Origin of the sequence: Pseudomonas hunanensis (assembly GCF_013393325.1) — a bacterium.
Lineage (GTDB): Bacteria > Pseudomonadota > Gammaproteobacteria > Pseudomonadales > Pseudomonadaceae > Aquipseudomonas > Aquipseudomonas putida_P.
In genome coordinates this window covers 13,202-31,559 of record NZ_QJRC01000080.1, presented here as the reverse complement: position 1 = coordinate 31,559, position 18,358 = coordinate 13,202, and the positions used below count along the sequence as shown (strand labels likewise).

General features: G+C 63.2%; 19 protein-coding genes. 6 read left to right on the top strand and 13 right to left on the bottom strand.

Annotated elements, in window-relative coordinates; all coding sequences use genetic code 11:
- Positions 1-2: 2 nt before the first annotated feature.
- The 4 genes from DM807_RS08740 to DM807_RS08725 all read right to left on the bottom strand — a co-directional run bounded on the left by DM807_RS08740 (position 3) and on the right by DM807_RS08725 (position 3,756).
- A complete protein-coding gene (locus DM807_RS08740; protein WP_012272177.1) occupies positions 3-947 on the bottom strand; it encodes a D-isomer specific 2-hydroxyacid dehydrogenase family protein in 945 nt (314 codons plus the stop codon).
- Positions 944-2,080 (bottom strand): acyl-CoA dehydrogenase family protein, encoded by a 1,137-nt coding sequence (locus DM807_RS08735; RefSeq protein ID WP_179027274.1) that lies wholly within the window; start codon positions 2,078-2,080, stop codon positions 944-946. Before DM807_RS08735 ends, DM807_RS08740 begins: the two co-directional genes overlap by 4 nt.
- Positions 2,081-2,290: 210 nt before the next feature.
- Positions 2,291-3,181 (bottom strand): LysR family transcriptional regulator, encoded by an 891-nt coding sequence (locus DM807_RS08730; RefSeq protein ID WP_012272179.1) that lies wholly within the window; start codon positions 3,179-3,181, stop codon positions 2,291-2,293.
- A 95-nt stretch (positions 3,182-3,276) separates the two neighbouring features.
- Positions 3,277-3,756, bottom strand: coding sequence for a GNAT family N-acetyltransferase (locus tag DM807_RS08725; RefSeq protein WP_012272180.1), 480 nt, complete (start codon positions 3,754-3,756; stop codon positions 3,277-3,279).
- 124 nt (positions 3,757-3,880) lie between these two features.
- On the opposite strand from DM807_RS08725, the gene DM807_RS08720 reads away from it, so the two are divergent.
- From DM807_RS08720 to DM807_RS08695, 6 genes are all read left to right on the top strand, one after another.
- Entirely contained in the window at positions 3,881-4,510 is a 630-nt protein-coding gene (locus DM807_RS08720; protein ID WP_176729475.1) for a LysE family translocator, read from the top strand.
- A gap of 21 nt (positions 4,511-4,531) precedes the next feature.
- The gene (locus tag DM807_RS08715) at positions 4,532-5,416 is read left to right on the top strand and encodes an alpha/beta fold hydrolase (protein WP_012272182.1); all 885 of its coding nucleotides are present in this window, start codon (positions 4,532-4,534) and stop codon (positions 5,414-5,416) included.
- Positions 5,417-5,478: 62 nt separating this feature from the next.
- Positions 5,479-6,453 carry a nucleotidyltransferase domain-containing protein gene (locus tag DM807_RS08710; protein ID WP_012272183.1) on the top strand — a complete coding sequence of 325 codons (975 nt, stop codon included), beginning with the start codon at positions 5,479-5,481 and terminating at the stop codon, positions 6,451-6,453.
- A gap of 105 nt (positions 6,454-6,558) precedes the next feature.
- A complete protein-coding gene (locus DM807_RS08705; protein ID WP_060494089.1) occupies positions 6,559-7,446 on the top strand; it encodes a pirin family protein in 888 nt (295 codons plus the stop codon).
- 88 nt (positions 7,447-7,534) lie between these two features.
- Positions 7,535-8,464 carry a DNA-3-methyladenine glycosylase family protein gene (locus DM807_RS08700; RefSeq protein ID WP_179027273.1) on the top strand — a complete coding sequence of 310 codons (930 nt, stop codon included), beginning with the start codon at positions 7,535-7,537 and terminating at the stop codon, positions 8,462-8,464.
- A gap of 186 nt (positions 8,465-8,650) precedes the next feature.
- On the top strand, positions 8,651-8,911 hold the full coding sequence (locus DM807_RS08695) for a DUF1652 domain-containing protein (protein ID WP_060494088.1): 261 nt from the start codon (positions 8,651-8,653) through the stop codon (positions 8,909-8,911).
- A 20-nt stretch (positions 8,912-8,931) separates the two neighbouring features.
- On the opposite strand, the gene DM807_RS08690 is transcribed toward DM807_RS08695, so the two are convergent.
- From DM807_RS08690 to pmrG, 9 genes are all read right to left on the bottom strand, one after another.
- Positions 8,932-9,546, bottom strand: a complete 615-nt coding sequence (locus DM807_RS08690) for a Yip1 family protein (protein ID WP_012272187.1) — start codon at positions 9,544-9,546, stop codon at positions 8,932-8,934.
- Between the two features lie 86 nt (positions 9,547-9,632).
- Positions 9,633-9,920, bottom strand: coding sequence for a hypothetical protein (locus DM807_RS08685; protein ID WP_012272188.1), 288 nt, complete (start codon positions 9,918-9,920; stop codon positions 9,633-9,635).
- 167 nt (positions 9,921-10,087) lie between these two features.
- Positions 10,088-10,735: a DNA oxidative demethylase AlkB gene (alkB, locus tag DM807_RS08680; RefSeq protein WP_041166487.1), complete on the bottom strand. Its 648-nt coding sequence runs from the start codon at positions 10,733-10,735 to the stop codon at positions 10,088-10,090.
- Between the two features lie 188 nt (positions 10,736-10,923).
- Positions 10,924-12,369: a curlin gene (locus DM807_RS08675; RefSeq protein ID WP_012272190.1), complete on the bottom strand. Its 1,446-nt coding sequence runs from the start codon at positions 12,367-12,369 to the stop codon at positions 10,924-10,926.
- 16 nt (positions 12,370-12,385) lie between these two features.
- Positions 12,386-12,859 carry a curlin gene (locus tag DM807_RS08670; protein WP_012272191.1) on the bottom strand — a complete coding sequence of 158 codons (474 nt, stop codon included), beginning with the start codon at positions 12,857-12,859 and terminating at the stop codon, positions 12,386-12,388.
- A gap of 16 nt (positions 12,860-12,875) precedes the next feature.
- A complete protein-coding gene (locus tag DM807_RS08665) occupies positions 12,876-15,107 on the bottom strand; it encodes an Ig-like domain-containing protein (protein WP_012272192.1) in 2,232 nt (743 codons plus the stop codon).
- A 32-nt stretch (positions 15,108-15,139) separates the two neighbouring features.
- Entirely contained in the window at positions 15,140-16,468 is a 1,329-nt protein-coding gene (locus tag DM807_RS08660; protein WP_012272193.1) for a hypothetical protein, read from the bottom strand.
- 310 nt (positions 16,469-16,778) lie between these two features.
- Positions 16,779-17,597, bottom strand: a complete 819-nt coding sequence (locus DM807_RS08655) for a phosphatase PAP2 family protein (protein WP_060494085.1) — start codon at positions 17,595-17,597, stop codon at positions 16,779-16,781.
- Between the two features lie 2 nt (positions 17,598-17,599).
- Positions 17,600-18,289, bottom strand: a complete 690-nt coding sequence (gene pmrG, locus DM807_RS08650) for a lipopolysaccharide core heptose(II)-phosphate phosphatase PmrG (RefSeq protein ID WP_012272200.1) — start codon at positions 18,287-18,289, stop codon at positions 17,600-17,602.
- Positions 18,290-18,358 lie beyond the last annotated feature (69 nt).

Genomic DNA, 18,358 nt, shown 5'->3' with positions numbered 1-18,358 from the left:
GTTCAGTAGCCGCGCTGGGTATCGACCAGGTTGTGCAGCGGTGCCTGTTCGCGGTAGCGGGCGAAGTTGTCGAGAAATGCGTCGAGCAAGGCCGGGTAGCCGTCCTCGGAAATCGCCGAGGTATGCGGCGACAGGAATACTCGCGGGTGCTGGTACAGCGGGTGCCCCGTCGGTAGCGGCTCCGGTTCGGTGACATCCAGGCTGGCGCGGCCGATCAGGCCACTGTCCAGGGCATCGAGCAGGGCTTGCTGGTTCAGCAGCCCGCCACGGGCGATGTTGATCAGGTGCAGGCCGGGCTTGGCCTGGGCCAGTACCTGGTGGTCGATCAGGCCACGGGTGGCAGGGGTGAGCGGGGCGGCGATGACCAGGTGATCGCTGCCGGCAAACAGCTGCTGCAGGTTGTCGACGCGCTGTACGCCCGGCACCTCGGCAATGGGTTGGCCTGGGCGATTCAGCGCCAGTACCTGCATGCCCAGGGCATTTGCCTTGCGCGCCAGGCTCTGGCCGATGCTGCCGAAGCCGAATATGCCCAGGGTACGGCCACGTACCGGGGCCAGCGGGGTCAGGCGCCAGTCGGCGTCTTTGACCCACAGGCCCGGTAGCTGCTTGGCGGCAGCGAGCACCAGAGCCAAGGCAAACTCGGCCACCTGCTCGGCATTGGCGCCGCGGCCACTGGTGACCGGCGGGCCCTGGAACACCCAGTCGGGGTAGAAGTCGATGCCCGAGGACACCACCTGCACCCAGCGCAATTGCCACGGCCAGCCGGCGGGCGGGGAATCCACTCGGTTACCGCGTACATTGACCGGGCGCAGGATGAAGACGTCGGCAGGGATGTCCAGCTGCAGCTGGGTAGGTGCGATATCGACCACCTCGTGGTCAGGCAAGTGATCGCGCAGGTACTGGTTGGCCTGGGCGTCCAGCTGGCTGGCGATGATCGAGTGGCTCATGCTGCCACCTGCGCCAAGGCAGCACGGCCGACCTGGCCGAGTACAACGTCATCTTGAGGGGTGTGGATGCGGCTGCACAGCACATCGCGGTAGTGCCGCTCCAATGGGTTGCGCCGCGACAGGCCAGGGTTGCCGGCAGCCTCGATGGCCAACTCCACCGCCTGGATGGCATTGCGGCTGACCAGGTGCTTGAGCTGCCCGGCATGGCGCGGGTCGGTCTGCCCGCTGACGGCGGCGTTCAGCAGGCTCTGGTTGGCGAACAGCAGCGTGTCGATGCGTCCGACCACGTCCTGGAAACGCGCCAGGCTGGCCAGCGGTGCCCCCAGGTTGGACGGCGCCCGCTGGTTCAGGAACTGCACCAGCCAGTCACGTGCGGCCTGGGCCACACCGTCGTACAGTGCAGGCAGCAACACTGCCATCCACAGCAGGCCGGTGCTGTCGAGTTCGGGGCGTGGTGCGCTGGCCGGGCTGACGCTGACGGCATGCTCCAACGGGATCAGCACCTCGTCGAACTGCACTTCATGGCTGCAGGTGGCACGCATGCCCAGGTGGTCCCAGTCTTCGACGATACGGATGCCAGGGGTGTCCTTGTGTACCAGGAAGCCGCCTACGAGGGGGTCCTGGTCGTCGCTGCGGGCCCACACCAGGTACCAGCTCAGGCCATGGCTGCCGGTGGAGTAGATTTTGCGCCCGGACAACCGCCAGCCCTCGGCGGTGCGCCGAGCGGTGGTCGCCGGCAAGCCACCGCGTGCCGGTGTGCCCAGTTCCGGCTCGACGCGAAAGGCGTTGATCAGCGCGCCGTTGGCCACCGCGTCGCGTGCCACTTGCAGGCGCAGGTGCTCGGGCCAGCGATCCTCGTCCTGTAGGCGCAAGTGCTGCAGGTACTGCATCACCAGGATCAATGCGGTGGACGGGCAGCCTTTGCCGACGGCGGTGATCACCAGGCGTGCGCTGGCCAGGTCGGCCCCGCCACCGCCCAGGGCGCGCGGCACGGTGAAACTCAGCAGGCCGTGGCGGTGCAGCAGGGTGAAGTTGTCGACGGGGAACTGGCCGCTGCGGTCGTAGCGCTCGGCATTGCTGGCCAGGGCCTGGGTGAGTTCGGCTAGTGCGCTGGCGGAAGGGGGGTGACTCATGGGTATTCATCCCTGGAACACGGTGGGTTTCTAAGACCGTATTCGTATGGGTGAAGGCTGTAAAAGTCTTTTTTGTTCTATGCTAATTATCAGTTGTATGAATTAAAGTTGTTAGTTGTTATGCAATACTGGTATTTAATCGGGCTGCATTGCAGCCCATCGGGAACATGAGGCGTCTCCTAGACAGTGAACTGCGCCACGTTTTTACACTCACCCACACAACTGTTGCCCGGCCACCCGGCCAAACAGCTCCACCGGCTCCTGCAGGTTGCCCAGGTAGCGCGGGTGGAACAGCCACAAATCCACCTGGGGCTTGAAGTCCGTTACATTGACCACATCCAGCGCGTCCCGATGGCGGCTGTTCTGCAACAACGGCTCAGGCACGAGGCCAAGCCCCTGCCCATTGGCCACCAGCCCCAATTGCAACTCGGTACCAAAGGTCTCCAGGTTGATCGACAAGCTCAGCCCCTGTTCACTCAGGGCGCGCTGCAGCCCCGCGCGGAAGCCGCAGCCATCGGGGTTGAGCACCCAGCCACGGGTGTAGCAGTCCTTGAGCTTGAGGCTGCGCTTGCCGGTGCTGCCTTTGGCTGCAACTACCCGCAGTGGCATGCGTGCGATCGACTGGCTGGCGATGCCCTCGGGGAAGATCTTGCCCGGCGGGAACAGCGCAGCGGCAGCGTCGAGTTCGCCATTTTCCATGCGCGCGATCAGGCTGCTGCCCCAGCCGCTGGTGACCTGGGTGCGCAGGTCCGGGTAGGTTTCGCGGATTTGCGCCAGGGCATCGAGCAGCACCACATCACCCAGGGTTTGCGGCACGCCCAGCCGCAGGGTCCCGGAAGGCGCTCCGTCGTTGGCCACCAGCTCGCGCAGCGAGTCGATCTCGCGCAAAATGGCTTTGCACTGTTCGTACACGCGCAGGCCCATGGGGGTCGGTTTGAGAGGCTTGGTGTTGCGGTCGAGCAGGGTGGCGCCCAGGTCTTCCTCGAAGTTCTGTACGCGGCGGGTGATGGCCGGTTGAGTCAGCTGCAGGGCCTCGGCGGCGAGGTTGGTCGACTGGCAGCGGATGACCGCCACGAAGGCGTCCATGTCATCGATTTTCATATTCGGCGCTCACATATTGGGGCGGTGGGACATACCTTGGAAGAATAATCCTCATTGGCAGGATTGTCACAGCACCGTCCGTGTAACCCGCGTGATCAACCTTGGGCGAATGCCGCCAGCTTCTCCCCATCCAAGCGGTAGCGCACCCACTCATCCTGCGCCTCGGCCCCCAGCTTCTGATAGAAACCGATCGCAGGCTCGTTCCAGTCCAGCACGCTCCATTCCAGGCGCCCGCACTGGTTCGCCACCGCCTCGCGGGCAATGTGCTGAAGCAGTTGCCGCCCGGCGCCATCGCCACGTTGCTCGGGTGTCACATACAAGTCTTCCAGGTAAATGCCATTGCGCCCGAGCCAGGTCGAGTAGCTGTAGAAATACACGGCAAAACCAATCGCCCGGCCATCACGCTCGCAAATCAGGCTGTGCACTGTGCTGCCCTCATCGAACAGGCTGTGCTCGATATCCGCCAAGGTGGCGACCACCTCGTGGCGTGCGCGCTCGTAATCGGCAAGTTCAGTGATGAAGGCCAGGATCTGCTCGGCATCGGTGCGAACGGCAGGGCGAATGATGAGGCTCATGGTGACGGCTTCCTTGATCCGGGTTAGCGGTACAGTGGTGTGTATCTAAATAATTTAATGTAACTGTATCGGTCGCAGGGTAGGGCGACTCCGGTAGTGTGACAGTACCTAAGAAGAAAGTGGAATGCCCGCCATGCTTGCCTCTGCCGACCTGCTGACTGCCTTCGTGCTATTTGCTTTCGTGTCTTCCATCACCCCTGGGCCCAACAACACGATGTTGCTGGCGTCGGGGGTGAACTTCGGCGTGCGCCGCTCGATCCCCCATGCCCTGGGCATCAGCGTCGGGTTCATGGTCATGGTGCTGGCCGTAGGCCTTGGCCTGGGCGAGGTGTTCAAGGCCTGGCCGCCGTTGTACACGGTGCTGCGCTATACAGGCGCGGCCTACTTGCTGTACCTGGCCTGGAAGATTGCCACCTCCGGGCCGGTCGGGACGGCCTCTTCCAGTGCCCGCAAACCGCTGGGCTTCTGGGGCGCGGCGGCGTTCCAGTGGGTCAATCCCAAGGCCTGGGTGATGGCGGTAGGGGCGATTACCACCTACACGCCGGCGCAAGGCTATGTGACCAACGTGATCGTCATCGCCGCCTTGTTTGCATTGGTCAACCTGCCCAGCGTCGGTGTGTGGGTGATGTTCGGCAGCGCGTTGCGCAACTTGTTGCAGAACCCGCGCTGGCTGATGCTGTTCAATGTCCTGATGGCCGTGTTGCTGGTGATTTCACTGTACCCACTGCTGTTTGTAGAATCAGCGTTTTCCTAGCCTCGCGAGTACAGCCAACTGATGGAGTTGATCCCCTGGTCCCACGAATGTGCCGAAGGCTTCACCCTGCGTGGCTGGCGTACCCCGGCCAGCGGCAAGCCGTTGCTGCATTTCCTGCACGGCAATGGCTTCTGTTGCCTGGCCTACCAGCCGTTGTTGATGCGCTTGAGTGAGCATTTCGACCTGTGGCTTTGCGATGTCCAAGGGCATGGTGACAGTGACCACGGTGGGGTGTTTCGTGGTTGGAACCGTACCGCTGCGCTAGCCGTTGAAGCGTTTGAGGAAGGGCGTGGCGAGTACGGCGACGTACCTCGATTTGCTGTAGGGCACAGCTTCGGTGGCGTACTTACCGGGCTGATCCTGGCCAGCGAGCCGCAACTGTTTGCACGTGCCGTGCTGCTCGACCCGGTGCTGTTCAGCCGACGCATGATTGGCGTGATGGGGGCGGCAGCCCTGGTTGGTCTGCATCAGCGCCATGCGCTTGCGCGCAAGGCTGCCAGCCGCCGCAGCCACTGGCCCGATCGCGAAGCCGCGCTGGCTTCGCTGCAGGGGCGTGGCATTTTCAAAGGCTGGACCGATGCGGCGTTGCAGGCCTATGTCGAGCATGCCATCGGCGATTGTGGCGAGGCAGTGGTGCTCAAGTGCCGGCCCAGCCGTGAAGTGGAAATTTTCAGTTCGTTCCCCAAGCGCATGTGGGCAAGCCTGGCGGCGATCAATACCCCCACGCGGGTGATGTATGGCGAACGTACCTACCCCTTCGTACCGCACTCCGTACAGCGGCTGCTGGCAATCAACCCGCAGGTGACCGGCCACCAGGTACCCGGTGGGCACTGCTTCATGCAAGAGGACCCCGAGCTTTGTTCCAGCGAAGTGAAAAGGTTCCTACTGGAGGGGCTTGCGGGATAACTTTTCCACGCAGTAGCGGAGAAATGTCATCAGTAAGGTGATGCTTTTTTGAGCCTGCAACGATGATTACCACGACCTTTTCACAACACCCTTGTTTGCAAAAGCACTTCGATCATTCTTGGCAGGCAAACAATTCGCTGCGCCAGGCCATGCAGTACGCCCTCGCTCCGCTGGTCAGGCAAGCCCCCGTTTCTGTTGTTGTCGTGGGGTCTTACGGGCGGTGCGAGGTCTCGCGTATTTCGGACATCGATTTTTTCATCGTGCATGACGGCAGCATGTCTGAGGCCCGGCTGCTCGACGTACTGCATCAAGTCAAAAACCTGGTTCGACCGCTCAGCTGGCCGGGTGAGAGCGATGAGTCCAAGTTTGGTCAGGGCGCGCTTTCACTCTATTCGGAGTTGAGCAACCACATTGGATGGAAGCAGGAAAGCAATACGGCGCTCACCCGACGAATGCTGCTCCTGCTGGAAGGCCGCCCACTGTTTGGCGATGAGAGTTTCACTCGGTGGCGAACTGAGTTGCTGTGCCGGTATGTGGCAAGCGACCAAGGAACAGGGTTGCCCAGGTTCATGCTTAATGATGTGGTTCGGTATTACCGCAGCATGATGGCGAACTTCGAGGAAAAGCGGGCTGAAGGCAAGGCTTGGGGCGTGCGCAACATCAAGCTGAAGTTCTCTCGCAAGCTGCTTTACCTGGGAGGGATCGTGGTGATTGCCGAGGCCCATGGTCTACCGGCCAGTGAAAAGATTAAACGCCTCGACCATTGGCTTTCATTCACACCGCTACAACGCGTTGCGATGCTGGGACAGTCAAACCCCCATACTGGGCAGTTGCTAGAGCAGTATGCCTTGTTCCTGGACTTGATATCTTCACTGGAAAATCGTCGTCGCTTGGACTCACTGAGCCCAGAATACGCACGGACAGATCCTCTCTATCGAGAAATTTCCATCGTAGGCAAGGCATTTTCCGAGGGGCTTGAGCAATGGCTCGCAGCCCAGTATCCAGGCCACCCAATCCTGCACGCAATGCTTTTCTGAACAGGCTCAGTGTCCTATTGGTGGAACGATGTATGCCATATGAGCCAGCTACCGCCGCATTGGCATCATTGATAAGGTTATCCCAGCCAAGAGAGGAGCCTTCTCATGAAAAAGATTCTGGGTATCCACCGCAGCCCCCACGCCCATTGGGTGGGTGATGGTTTTCCGGTGCGCAGCCTGTTCACCTACGACAACCTGGCCAGCCGGATCAGCCCGTTCCTGCTGCTGGACTACGCCGGCCCGCATGATTTCACCCCCACCACTGCACGGCGTGGGGTGGGCCAGCACCCGCACCGTGGTTTCGAGACCGTGACCATCGTCTACCAGGGTGAACTGGAGCACCGTGATTCCACCGGTGCTGGCGGCTTGATCGGCCCAGGTGACGTACAGTGGATGACGGCTGCCAATGGCATCATCCATGAAGAGTTCCATTCTCCGGCCTTCGCCCGCAGTGGCGGCACGCTGGAAATGGTCCAGCTGTGGGTCAACCTGCCGGCGCGGGACAAACGCGCGGCGGCTGGGTACCAGACCCTGCTGGCCAGCGACATCCCGGTGGTCACGCTGGACGGTGACGCCGGCAGCTTGCGGGTGGTTGCGGGCGACTACCGTGGGCACCTGGGGCCAGCTCGGACCTTTACCGCGATGGATGTGTGGGACCTGCGGTTGAATGCTGGCGCGGCCTTGCAACTGCCGGTCGCTGCCGGCCGCAACGCGGCGCTGGTGGTGCTGCGTGGTAACGTGCGAATCAACGGCGAGCGCGAGGCAGGCCCGGCCAGCCTGGTGTTGCTTGACCGGGAGGGTGAGGATGTCAGTGTCGAGGCGTTGGAAGGTGCCAGTGTGCTACTGCTCAGCGGTGAGCCGATCGATGAGCCGATCGTCGGCTATGGCCCGTTCGTGATGAACAGCCAGGCGGAGATCGCCGAATCTTTCGATGACTTCCATGCCGGGCGGTTTGGGCAGATGCAGGATGAGCGGGAAGGGGCTCGGCACTGAGCCTTGCCTGAAAAAGCCGGGGTTGCAAAGCAGCCCCGGCATGCTTGTACATGGCTTGACCCTCAAGGTTTTCTGGCATGATCCACCCATGCCCACCCTCACTCGACAGCACGCCGTGCGCCGATCATTGCCCACCCCCGGCCACCACACCCTGTGGCTGCGCTACCGTGCCCCCTATCATTGGCCCTCGACCCTGGGCTTCCTAGCCGCCCGCTGTATCCCCGGCATCGAAACCTGCCACGACGGCACCTACAGCCGCACCCTGATCGTTGCTGGCCACCACGCCGTCCTGCACGCGACGCCAATGACCAACCAACACCTGCGCGTTCGCCTTGAAGGCGCGCCTTCACACGCGCTGCCCGGCCTGATCGCCAGGCTGAGGCGGGTTTTCGACCTTGACGCCGACCCTGCACGCATCAGCGCCGAGCTGTCTTGCGACCCTTTGATGGCAAGCCTGCTCAAGGCGCGCCCGGGGCTGCGTGTGCCGCAAGGCTGGGACGCCTGCGAGCAAGCCATGCGTACCGTACTTGGCCAGCAAATCAGCGTGGCCGGCGCCATGACCCTGGCGGGCCGGCTGGTGCAACGCCACGGCGCCCCGCTGCGTCTGTCGGCACCGGGCTTGAGCCACGTGTTCCCGGCTCTACCGACATTGGCAAATGCACAGTTCGAAAACATGGGCATGCCGAGCGCGCGCGCCACCACCCTCGCCACCCTGGCCAACGCCTTGCTGGCCGACCCCGGCTTGCTGCGTCGCGGGCAAGTGCTGGATGAGCTATTGCGCAACCTGTGCCGGCTAAAGGGTATCGGGCCGTGGAGCGCCCACTACCTGGCGCTGCGTCAGGCCGGCGCCGCTGATGCCTTGCCGCTGGGTGACGTAGCCTTGATCAAGGCGTTGCGGTTGCTTGAGGGCGACGAGGCGCAACTGGCCGAAAGGGCACTGGACTGGCGCCCGTGGCGGGCTTATGCGGCGCAGCACTTGTGGGCCTCGCTGGGGCCGGCAGGGACCACTCGTCGTTAAGTCGGTCATTGCATTCGAACGCACGGCCTATGCGCAGGATCTTCCACTAAGGTGCTAGAGGATTCCCCGCATCATCATTGCCCCGGCGCATGGACGCCTGCCCGGGCATGCGCAATATCAATTGGCGCCCCGCCCGACAAAGGCGTAATTCCACACAACAGGCCATCGCACAGAGAGGGTCGTACCATGTCGTTGATAGGAGTTTCGATGCTAGAAATGCGGCAGATGATCGAGCAGGCGTGCCTGCCGGATCGCTGTGAAGTCAGCTGCCTGGATGGCGCCCACCTGACCATCCGCCTGGGTCAGGGCCAGAGTCTCGATCAAAGTGTGACCCTTAGCGGGGTCTCGCTGCACAACCTGAACAGTTGCCGTGACCTGGTCAACCTGGTGGGGCAGCTTCATGCGCTACGTGACAACCACCCGGCGCCTCTCAGGTCGATGGCCTGAGGGCGCCCGCCGTGCCCCGGTCAGCCCAAGCTGGCCGGGCGTACGTACTCTGGCATCAGGCCGTTGAACCAGAACAGGATCATCGCCACCAGCATGCTCACCAGCAGCAACAACCCTACACCCCAGACACAGGTTGCAAACAGCATCGCCTGTTCCTTCTTCAGCCGCAGGAATGTCTGCAACCCGCCATAGAGCAACACGCTGGCATAGGCAGAGGCAGCCAGCAGCGCGGCGAAAGCCAGCCAGCGAATAGGCACCAGGCCGACCACCCCGGCAAAGAACCACGGCGTGGCGCAGTAGGCGGCAAAACCAATGCACTGGTTCAGGCTGGGCTGTGCATCGAACCCGCGCGACATCCAGCGGATCATCACCCCCATCAGCATCACCCCCACGACGGTGGTGGCATACAGCAGCCCCGCCAGTTGCGCGGCGCTGCCCATGCTCAGGCGCACTCGCTCCTCAGCCGCCAGGCTCCAGCCGAAGGTGGTGGTGCCGACAAACAGGCACACCGCAGGGACCAGTGCCAGGGCCAACAGGCGCGGCAGGTATTGCTGTGGGTGGTCTTCCTCGGCACGGCGGATATCCAGCCAGGCGTCGGCGGGGTGGGTGAATAGCTTGAGCAACGGGCTGTTCATGGCGTTCTCCAGCAGGCATGGGCCTTTTAGCTATGGAGACACGCTGCGGCCAGGCGGTTCAGCCGGGTTGGCCGCCGTTGATCGGCTTACTGCAATTCCAGCAGCAAGTTCAGGCCGCCGTCACCGCATTTGCCCTGGTCGCGGACCACACCACGGTAACTTCGCCCATCCCAGACGAAGGCCACGCTATGCGCACGGTCCACCTTGTCAGGCAGCGGTGGGCAAATGTGCAGGCGCAGCCCAGGGCGGCCTTGCAGGTTGAGGGCGGCGAGCTGGCATTGGCATTCCACGCTCTGCGCCACCGGGCCGAACAGGGTGTCGCGTACGTAATCGAGCTGCAGCGAGGCATTGGGTGCACGGCCAGGCATCTTCATGGGTGCGTGGCTCCGTTGCACAGGCTTGAAGGATTGAGCGGGTAGGGCATGGCGAGCTCCAGACTGAAGAGAGAGCGGCTTAACGTTTGAAGCTTGCCTGGCCAAGATGTTCAATGTGTTTCATGTACGTTCATCTTGTTCGACGTCGATGAGGGAGGGCAGACCCTTCAGGCACCCGCCTTGCGCAAAGTCAGGTTGATACGCCGCTCACCCAGACGCGGGTGCGTGCCGGGCTTGATCGGTAGCACACCATGGAAGCGCAAGCGGTCTATGCCCCCCCAAACCAACACATCGCCGTGGCTCAGCGGGATGCGCTGGGTTTTGTCGGCGCGCTGCAGACCGCCGAACAGGAACACCGCCGGCAAGCCCAGTGACACCGACACGATCGGTTGGCCGAAATCCTGCTCATCGCGGTCTTGGTGCAGGCTCAGGCGGGTGCCCGGCAAGTAGTGGTTGACCAGGCAGGCATCTGGCACGAAACCCTCGAACCCAGCCAAGGCTGCAGCTCGGGCAGCCAGGGCGAGCAAAACCGGGGGCAGGGCGGGCCAGGGCTTGCCGCTGAGTGGGTCGCTGGGGCTGTAGCGGTAGCCGCCTTCGTCACTCACCCAGCCCAGCGAGCCGCAATTGGTCAGGCCTACCGCCATGCGCAGGCCCCCCGGGGTGTGCATGTGCCGGAACGGCGCGGCACGCAGCACTGGGCGCAGGGCGTCGAGCAGCGCCTCGGTTTCGGCCAGGGCGAAGCCAGGCAGCAGCACGGTGTGGCTGGCCAGGCGTTGCGGCTGGGGGCCGAACAGGTCGAGGTCGGACTGGATCATGAGGGGCTGCATATGTGTGATGTGTAGCCAGTGTATCCCGATGGATGCAATTGCTGTAGGACCGGCCTTGTGCTGCGAAGAGGCCGGCATAGCTCCCCAGGCGGAGCGAAAGTATGCCAAGGGTTGGGGTATCAAAAAAGGAACCGCGGCACCAGGGAGAGGAGCACCGCGGTTCAAGGGGGAGAGGTTTACTTCTGGGTCACAGTGGCCAGGTTCGCGCTGCCCAGCTGGGTGATGGTGGCGGTTTGGGCGATACCGCTCTGGTCGACGAACGCCTTGTTGCCCTGGCCTCCCTGGGTCACGTAGGCGACGTTGATGCTGTCAGTCTGTTTGATGGTGGCTTCGTTGCCGCTACCGTACAGCTGGTTGGTGTAGCTTTGGTTGGCGTAGCCGGACTGGTCGAGGGTGATGGAGTTGCCGGTGCCCTGGCTGTTGCCGTAGGCATAGTTGTCGGTACCGCGTTGGTCGGCGATCAGGATGTTGTCGGTGCCGTTCTGCTCGAAGTACAGCTCGTTGTTGACGTCATCCTGCTTGGTCTGCATCTGGTTGCCTTTACCCGTCTGGGTCAGCGTGGCCATTTGGTCAGCGCCCTTCTGGGTCAGGTTGACGCCGTTGCCATTGCCCGTCTGGTTGATGGTGGCGTTCTGGTTGGTGCCGAACTGGCCGCCCATCTTGGCGCCTTTCCAGTTGCTGGCGGTGATGCTGTTGCCATTGCCTTTGGTATTGATGGTCAGGTTGAGGTTTTCACCATTTTGGTAGGTGAAGTGCAGGTTGTTGTTGCCGGTCTGGGTGATGGTGGCGGTCGCGTTGTTGGTCTCGAACTGATCCGACCAGCTGGCGTTGGCATTGCCTTGCTGCGACAGGCTGACCTTGTTGCCGGTACCGAAGCTCTGGTCGATATAGCCTTCGTTCGCCTGGCCGGTCTGGGTCACGGAGGCCTGGCTACCGATCTGGTTGTCCTGCCACACCTCCACCGAGTTGCCGCCACCGTACTGGCCAATGCCGATGGTGCCACCGGTGCCTTCACGCTGGTCGCCATAGGCCCAGTTGTCGTGGCCATCCTGGTAGACCTGAATGTCGCCATCGACATGGTTCAGGTGCTCGGCGGCGGCGTAGTTGTCCTGGCCGGTCTGGTTGACGGTGCTGCGGTTGTTGAGGCCACCGAAGGTTTGCTCGATGAAGGCCTCGTTGCGCTGGCCAGATTGCCAGGTGGTAGCTTTGCTGCCTTCCTGGCTGTCCTGCCATACCGTGGATTTGTTGCCGACGCCTTGCTGGGTTTGCAGCGACTCGTTGTTCAGCCCAACCGACTGGCTGGCGAAGGCGTCGTTGTAGCTGCCTGAAGCCTGCTGTTTGATCTGGCTGCCATTTTCAAACAACTGCTCGGCGTAGCCGGCATTGTACTGGCCAGTGGCGCTCTGCTGGATATCGCTGGTGCTTTCGGTCTGCACCGCCAGGTGGTTGTGGCCCTTGCCGGTCTGGTTCTGGGTGGCCGAGGCAAAGGAAGCCTGGGTCTGGGTGACTTCGGCGATGTTTTCCTTGCCGTCCTGAGTCTGGGACGAGGTGCTGTCAGCAGCCATGGCCTGACCTGCGAGGGCCAGGACGATAGCGGCACTTAACGGAGCGAGCTTGTACATGGTGGTGCCTCCAGGTCTATCGGTATTGGGTGATCTGAACATGCTGGCCATTGCCGGCCTGGGTCACGGAGCTGTTGAGGCCCGAGCCGGACTGCACGATGCTGGCGCTGTTGTCGTTGCCGATCTGCTCGATGGCAGCGCTGTTGCTGCTGCCGCTTTGGCGGATCGACGCGCTGTTGCCATTTCCCTGTTGGCTGATGCTGGCCATCAGGTCATTACCTTCTTGCAGGATGTACGCTTCTTGCGCACCACCGGCCTGGACGATGCGGCCCAACAGGGCCTGACCGTTCTGGTCGAGGGCGGCGCGGTTGCCCGACCCTTGCTGTTCGATCACCGCAGCCTGACCGGCACCGACCGGTAGCAGGCGGATGATCACCGGGTCACCTAGGTCGTTGCCGGGCGCAAGGTCGGCATTGTCCATCAGGTCATCGGCCCAGCTGGCCTGGCCCGCCAGGGCCAGGCTGAACAGCAGTGGATACAGGCGTTTCATGGCGTTTCCCCCGCCTTTACTGCACAACCACGTTGACGGTGCGGGTGGTACCCGGGCTGGTGGTGATGGTTGCCGTCGGCGCGGCGGTCGGGATGATCGTGGTGCTGTTGCTCACTGCCAGACGCCAGCGGCCGTTCACCGGCACCGTGGCGGTACCCAGCGTCTGTACGCCGGTGGTGGTGGTGACCCGGACGGTGACAACGTTGCCCGTGGTCACCGACGAGGTACCGCTGATATCCCAGTTGTACCGGTTGTTGGAGCGCGCCGTGACGGTGGCTGCCGTGACCGCGAAGGTTTCGGCGGCAGGCCGTGGCGATACGTTGACGGTGACCGTGCCTGGGGTAGACAGCGCCCCCAGCGAGTCACGGGCCTGGTAGGTGAAGGTGGTGGTGAAGGCCGTGGTCACCGTGGCCGGTGGGGTGTAGGTGACCGTGGTGCCGTCGGTGCTGACTGTGCCTCGGCCGGCAGCCGGTTGGGTGACGCCAGCAACGGCCAGCGGTACGTTGCCTTCTGGATCGGTGTCGTTGGCCAGCACGTTGATGGTCAATGGCACGCCCAGGGTGGCAACGGTTTCCGGGTTGGCAGTCGGTGCCTGGTTAGGCGCGACGTTGATGGTGACCGTGGCCGGTTCCGACTTCAGCCCCTTGGCGTCCACCGCCCGGTAACTGAAGGTGGCCACCAGCGGTTGCGTGGCCCCGGCTGGCGGGGTGTAGGTAACCGAGGTGGTACCGTTGAGCACCACGCCGCCAAGGCCGGTTCCAGGCTGGGTCAGGTCGCTGATGGTCAGCGGAACGTTGCCGTCCGGGTCGCTGTCGTTTTGCAGCAGGTTCAGGGTAATCGGCACACCGACACTGGTGCTGCCAACGTCGGCCTGGGCCAGCGGTGGCTGGTTGGCCGCCTCGACCGGTGCGTTGCCGACCACGATCACCGGTTCCACGTCGCTACCCCCATGGGCAGACTTGACCGTAACGGTGGCTGGCGGTTGCGCCACATCGTTGACCGTGAGGCTTTGCAGCGTGCCCGATTTGGACAGGCGGCCATAGCCTTGGGCGAGCATGTCGGGGATGGTGACCTCGTCACTCGACCTGGCCTCGATCAGCAGGCGCTTGTTGGCCCAGTCATAGCGCGCGGTGCTGACCTTGACCACGTCGGTGAGCTTGCTTGACAGCGCGGTCGGCTGGGTGCCGGCGGCACTGTTGCTGGCGGTGACCACCACTACCGCCGGCGGCACGGCCTGGCTGAGCTGCTGGCTGAAGAACAGGCCATTGTTGTCCGCCGTCAGGTTGAACTGGCAGGGCGAAGGCGGCGTGCCGATAAGCGCCAGGCCATTGCGCATGCACAGGCTGGCCTCTTTCGGGGCCTTGGCGAACACTTCCACGCGGGTGCCGCTGCCGTTGCGCGAGTAGGTGGCGCGCTCCAGGGTGACCGGGGTTTGCGCGCGTTGGTCCAGCACCTTGCCCGAGACAGTGAACAACGCAGTCTCGATGCGACCGGGCGGGCCGTCGATGCGGATGAAGTTGGTATTGAACGGGCTGCCCACCACGGCTTCTGGGCGGTTCGGGTCACCAATGAAGGTTTCGGTGGCGCCGGTGTCCGGGTTGACTTCGGTGTAAGGCCCGCCAACCCCTCGCAGCCATGGCCCGAGTGCGCCGTTGAGCGCCCCGGTGAAGTTCCCCGGCGCACCGATACCGATGTCGCGGGTAATGTTGATCGCTCGCCGACCGGGCGAGGTGACGTTGACGGTTTCGACACCGTAAGGGTGCGTAATGGTGTACACACCTGCGCGGGGTACCGATACACGAATACGGATGCGGGCGAAGCTCTGCTGGTCGCCGTCCACCGGGTTTTCGGCGGCAAAGGCCGCTTCCAGGCCTGCGACATAGGCATCCAGTTCATAGCCGCTGTTACCCACGGCAGGGATGGTGGCCTCGGCCAGGAACCAGAACATCTCAGGCGGCCAGTTGTCCGGGAACACCAGCGGCAGCGCATCGTCGTAGATGCCGGGTTCCGGCAGCAGGGTGCACATGTAGGACGGTGCGGCCGGGGTGCCGGGTACGCGGGTACTGGTGGCACGTGACTGGCACAGCTCCAGGGACTGGTTCAGGCCGTCCTTGTACCACATCGGGTAGCCACCGGTGGCGAAGGTGTAGGGCCCTGGGTCCACTTCAGACAACGCGGCAAAGGCAGCGCTGGTAACGGTGAGGGAAAAACCGGCGGCGAACAGCGCACGGCGCGACCAAGTGTTCATGCTGCCTCCTTGAAGGCTGAGCCTTTGTCTGTTCATGGCACCAGCACCACGTCTTCGGTATCGCTACCCCCATTGGCGCTGGTGACCTGCACCTTGGCCGGCGGGATGGGTGAGACGGTCATGCTCAACGTCTTCACCGCGCCGTTGCCGCCAAGGTTGCCGATCAACGTACCGTTGCCGGTATGGGCGGTGAGCACGGGTGGGGTGGTTTCGTCGCTGGTGCTGGCCACCAAGGTCAGCTCGCCGGTGGACAGCCGGTACTGGGCCTGGGTGATGGTGACCAGGTCGGTCAGCGGCACGTTATGGGTGGTCAGGCTGCTGGTCGGAATCGCCACGCTGTTGTCGGCGGTGAGTGTCAGGAGGGTGCCGGCCGCCGGGTTCAGCGCCGATTGGGCGTACCAGGCGCCGGTGCCGTTGGCCTCGGTGAGGCTCAGGTTGGGGGTCTGGCTGGTCAGGGTTACGCTGGCAGGCGGCGGCGGGGCCATCACGAAGATGTCCTGCTGGGCACGCAGGTCGCCATTCTCGGTATGCCGCGAGTAGGTGCTGCGCTGTGGCATCAGCGGGGTAGGCAGGGCGACAGTCGAGAGCTTGCCGGAGATTGCGAAAAGTTCGGTACGCAGGTCGATGCCGCCAGGGCCTTCGATGCGGACGAAGTTGGTGTTGAACGGGCTGCCGGTTACCCGTTCTTCCAGGTTCGGGTCGCCGATGAAGCGTTCGTTACCTTCGGTGTAGGGGCCGTTGACACTGCGCAGGAACGGCCCGACATCGCCCTTCAGCGCACCGGTGAAGTCGCCTGCGCCGGCAATGCCGATGTCGCGGGTCATGTTGATCGCACGGCGCCCTGCGGCGGGGACATCGAACACTTCAACGCCGTAGGGGTGGGTGACCACGTAGGTGCCGGCGGTAGGGACATCAACCCGGATACGCACCCGGGCGAAGCTGACCTGGTCACCCTCCACCGGCTCTTCGGCGGCGAATGCCGCTTCGATTGCCGTGCCGTAGCTGAGGTTGATGCCGCGGGCGGCGTCGGCGATGGCGGCGTCGGCAGTGAACCAGAATGCCTCGTCAGGGAAGTTGGTGGGGAAGACGATGGGTTGGGTATCGTCGAACACACCGGGGGTCGGGAGCAGCGTGCACATGTACGACGGTGCGCCGGGCGCGCCGGCGACCCGAGAGCTGACGGCCTTGGTCAGGCACAGGTCGAGGGTTCGACCGTGACTGTCCTGGTACCAGGCGGGGAAGCCGCCGTTGGCGGGGACGTAGGCGCCTGGATCGACAGCGTTCAGGGCAGCCTGCGCCGGAAGCTGGAGCATGCCGGCGAAAATCGCCACTGCCAGCGGGTGGGGTATCGGTCGGTGCATGAGTCAATTCCTCCTGCAAACGGGCCCATGGACTTGGGGCGTCTGGGAGGAGATCGGCAAGAGCTGTGCCAACAGTTGAATATTGCGTTGCAGGCCTTGTGGCGCAGGGGGTGGAGGTTTTCAGCAGGAGGGTTCACAAGCGGCCGGCGGTGGGCAGCGTTCCCCCAAGGTTGGGGATTGGGGGCAAGTAATTCCAACCCAGTTTTCGCACCCCCGCCATGCCAAGGCGAGCACCGGACCTGTGTGAGCAGCACAAGGCTGCTCCAGGGCTAGCTTGGGTGATGGTGCAAACCAGCCGCTGCCACAGGTACTACGCGAAGTCTGCAGTCTGGGTACTAACGGCTTCAGGACTGTGTTCAGGCGCCTGCAACGCGATGCGTCCATAGAAAAACAATGCCGTTGCCCAGGTTGTCAGCCAGACAAAGATCCCAGCCCAGAAGGTATGGGACATATAGTGCCAACCCTGCAGCACCCGGGTAGTGCCGTACACGAACCCGATCAACAAAATAGCCACCAGCAACTTGCGTGCATGCGCCCAGCGGTGACGAAGTGCAACGAAATACAGCGCCAACAAGGTAAACCCGCTGGAAGCATGGCCACCCGGCCAGCAACGGCCATCGCCGGCCTTGCTCCACAAGGAAAAGTTTTCGAACCATTCGACCCGGGCGTGTGAGCCGCCATACAGCGTGGTTTCCACGGGGCAATACACGCTGGTGTGGCTTTTCAGGTAATGAATCACGGTTGTGCTCAGCGCAAACGCCACCACAATAAACAGCAAGTCGCGGCGGTGTTGGGTGGTAAAACGCAGCACCGGGGCGATTCGGGCCTTTTCCAACACCCGGGTCAGGCCCCCTTGAGGGCGGTTGGCCAGGCGCGGCCAGATGAACGACAGCAGGCTGCCGATGACGGCCAGCTCACCCGTCCAGTCCGGCAGGATGCGCGGCCATTTGTGCGTGGCTTTCTCGAACCACTGGTTGTGCAGCAGCGGGAACTGCCCAGTGGCCGGGTCGAGCAGCAGGTTGCTAATCCAGCGATCGAGCTCCGTGAGGTCGAATGCCATGAACACGATGGCGGCCAGCAACAGCGGCAGCAGCAGGTTGTTGCGATAGAAGGTGGCGCGGGAGGGCATGTTCAGAGTTCCTTGGCTTCAACGAGTTTGCGCCATTCACTGGCTGCTATCTGGCCCAGCATTTTCGCCTTGCCATCGCTGCCCTGGGTAATGAACAGGGCGCTGGCATAGCTGTTGGACATCGCGCTTGAGGGCACTTCAAGCGCCTGTTCCAGCCGCTCCATGCAGCCGCTGTGGCTGACCAGCACGAGGTTGTGGCCGTTTCGCTTGAGCGCCAGGGCGTTTTCGGCAAAGTCGCCGTCACACTGATTAAGCCAGTCTTGCGTGGCAATGGTTTTACCGAACATGGCGTGTGCGGTCTGCCGGGTGCGCACCTCCGGGCTGGCCCAGACATCGGCTGCGCTCAGGCCGAGGTGTTGCAGGCCGAGGCCTACATTGGCCGCCACCTGGCTGCCCGCGACCGTGATACCGCTGGGGTCACCCAGGCAGGCACCGCTGGAGCGGTCGCAGCGTTCAGCATGGCGCAGCACCACAATCACCGAGCCTTTCGCCCAGGCGGCCTCGAGCCCGCTGCGTTGCAGGTGATGCGGGTTGCCCAGGTTTGGGATGGCCATGTGGGCATGCGCCCAGGCTGCTGCCGCGCCCAGCACGAACAGCATGCACAGGACTGCCAATTGCGCCGCACCCCAAGGCAGTCGGTATACCTGCGCAAGCCGTGAGGCGGGGGATTTGTCGATAACGCCTTGCAGCATATTGCCACTCCAGTCAGCTCGCTCCATACGAGAGCGTCGGCACTGTAGGCGGTGGAATGTCGGCAGAGA

Coding starts and splice junctions, on each gene's coding strand:
- DM807_RS08740 (WP_012272177.1), bottom strand. CDS start 947: ATGAGCCACTCGATCATCGCCAGCCAGCTGGACGCCCAGGCCAACCAG.
- DM807_RS08735 (WP_179027274.1), bottom strand. CDS start 2,080: ATGAGTCACCCCCCTTCCGCCAGCGCACTAGCCGAACTCACCCAGGCC.
- DM807_RS08730 (WP_012272179.1), bottom strand. CDS start 3,181: ATGAAAATCGATGACATGGACGCCTTCGTGGCGGTCATCCGCTGCCAG.
- DM807_RS08725 (WP_012272180.1), bottom strand. CDS start 3,756: ATGAGCCTCATCATTCGCCCTGCCGTTCGCACCGATGCCGAGCAGATC.
- DM807_RS08720 (WP_176729475.1), top strand. CDS start 3,881: ATGCCCGCCATGCTTGCCTCTGCCGACCTGCTGACTGCCTTCGTGCTA.
- DM807_RS08715 (WP_012272182.1), top strand. CDS start 4,532: ATGGAGTTGATCCCCTGGTCCCACGAATGTGCCGAAGGCTTCACCCTG.
- DM807_RS08710 (WP_012272183.1), top strand. CDS start 5,479: ATGATTACCACGACCTTTTCACAACACCCTTGTTTGCAAAAGCACTTC.
- DM807_RS08705 (WP_060494089.1), top strand. CDS start 6,559: ATGAAAAAGATTCTGGGTATCCACCGCAGCCCCCACGCCCATTGGGTG.
- DM807_RS08700 (WP_179027273.1), top strand. CDS start 7,535: ATGCCCACCCTCACTCGACAGCACGCCGTGCGCCGATCATTGCCCACC.
- DM807_RS08695 (WP_060494088.1), top strand. CDS start 8,651: ATGTCGTTGATAGGAGTTTCGATGCTAGAAATGCGGCAGATGATCGAG.
- DM807_RS08690 (WP_012272187.1), bottom strand. CDS start 9,546: ATGAACAGCCCGTTGCTCAAGCTATTCACCCACCCCGCCGACGCCTGG.
- DM807_RS08685 (WP_012272188.1), bottom strand. CDS start 9,920: ATGAAGATGCCTGGCCGTGCACCCAATGCCTCGCTGCAGCTCGATTAC.
- alkB (WP_041166487.1), bottom strand. CDS start 10,735: ATGATCCAGTCCGACCTCGACCTGTTCGGCCCCCAGCCGCAACGCCTG.
- DM807_RS08675 (WP_012272190.1), bottom strand. CDS start 12,369: ATGTACAAGCTCGCTCCGTTAAGTGCCGCTATCGTCCTGGCCCTCGCA.
- DM807_RS08670 (WP_012272191.1), bottom strand. CDS start 12,859: ATGAAACGCCTGTATCCACTGCTGTTCAGCCTGGCCCTGGCGGGCCAG.
- DM807_RS08665 (WP_012272192.1), bottom strand. CDS start 15,107: ATGAACACTTGGTCGCGCCGTGCGCTGTTCGCCGCCGGTTTTTCCCTC.
- DM807_RS08660 (WP_012272193.1), bottom strand. CDS start 16,468: ATGCACCGACCGATACCCCACCCGCTGGCAGTGGCGATTTTCGCCGGC.
- DM807_RS08655 (WP_060494085.1), bottom strand. CDS start 17,597: ATGCCCTCCCGCGCCACCTTCTATCGCAACAACCTGCTGCTGCCGCTG.
- pmrG (WP_012272200.1), bottom strand. CDS start 18,289: ATGCTGCAAGGCGTTATCGACAAATCCCCCGCCTCACGGCTTGCGCAG.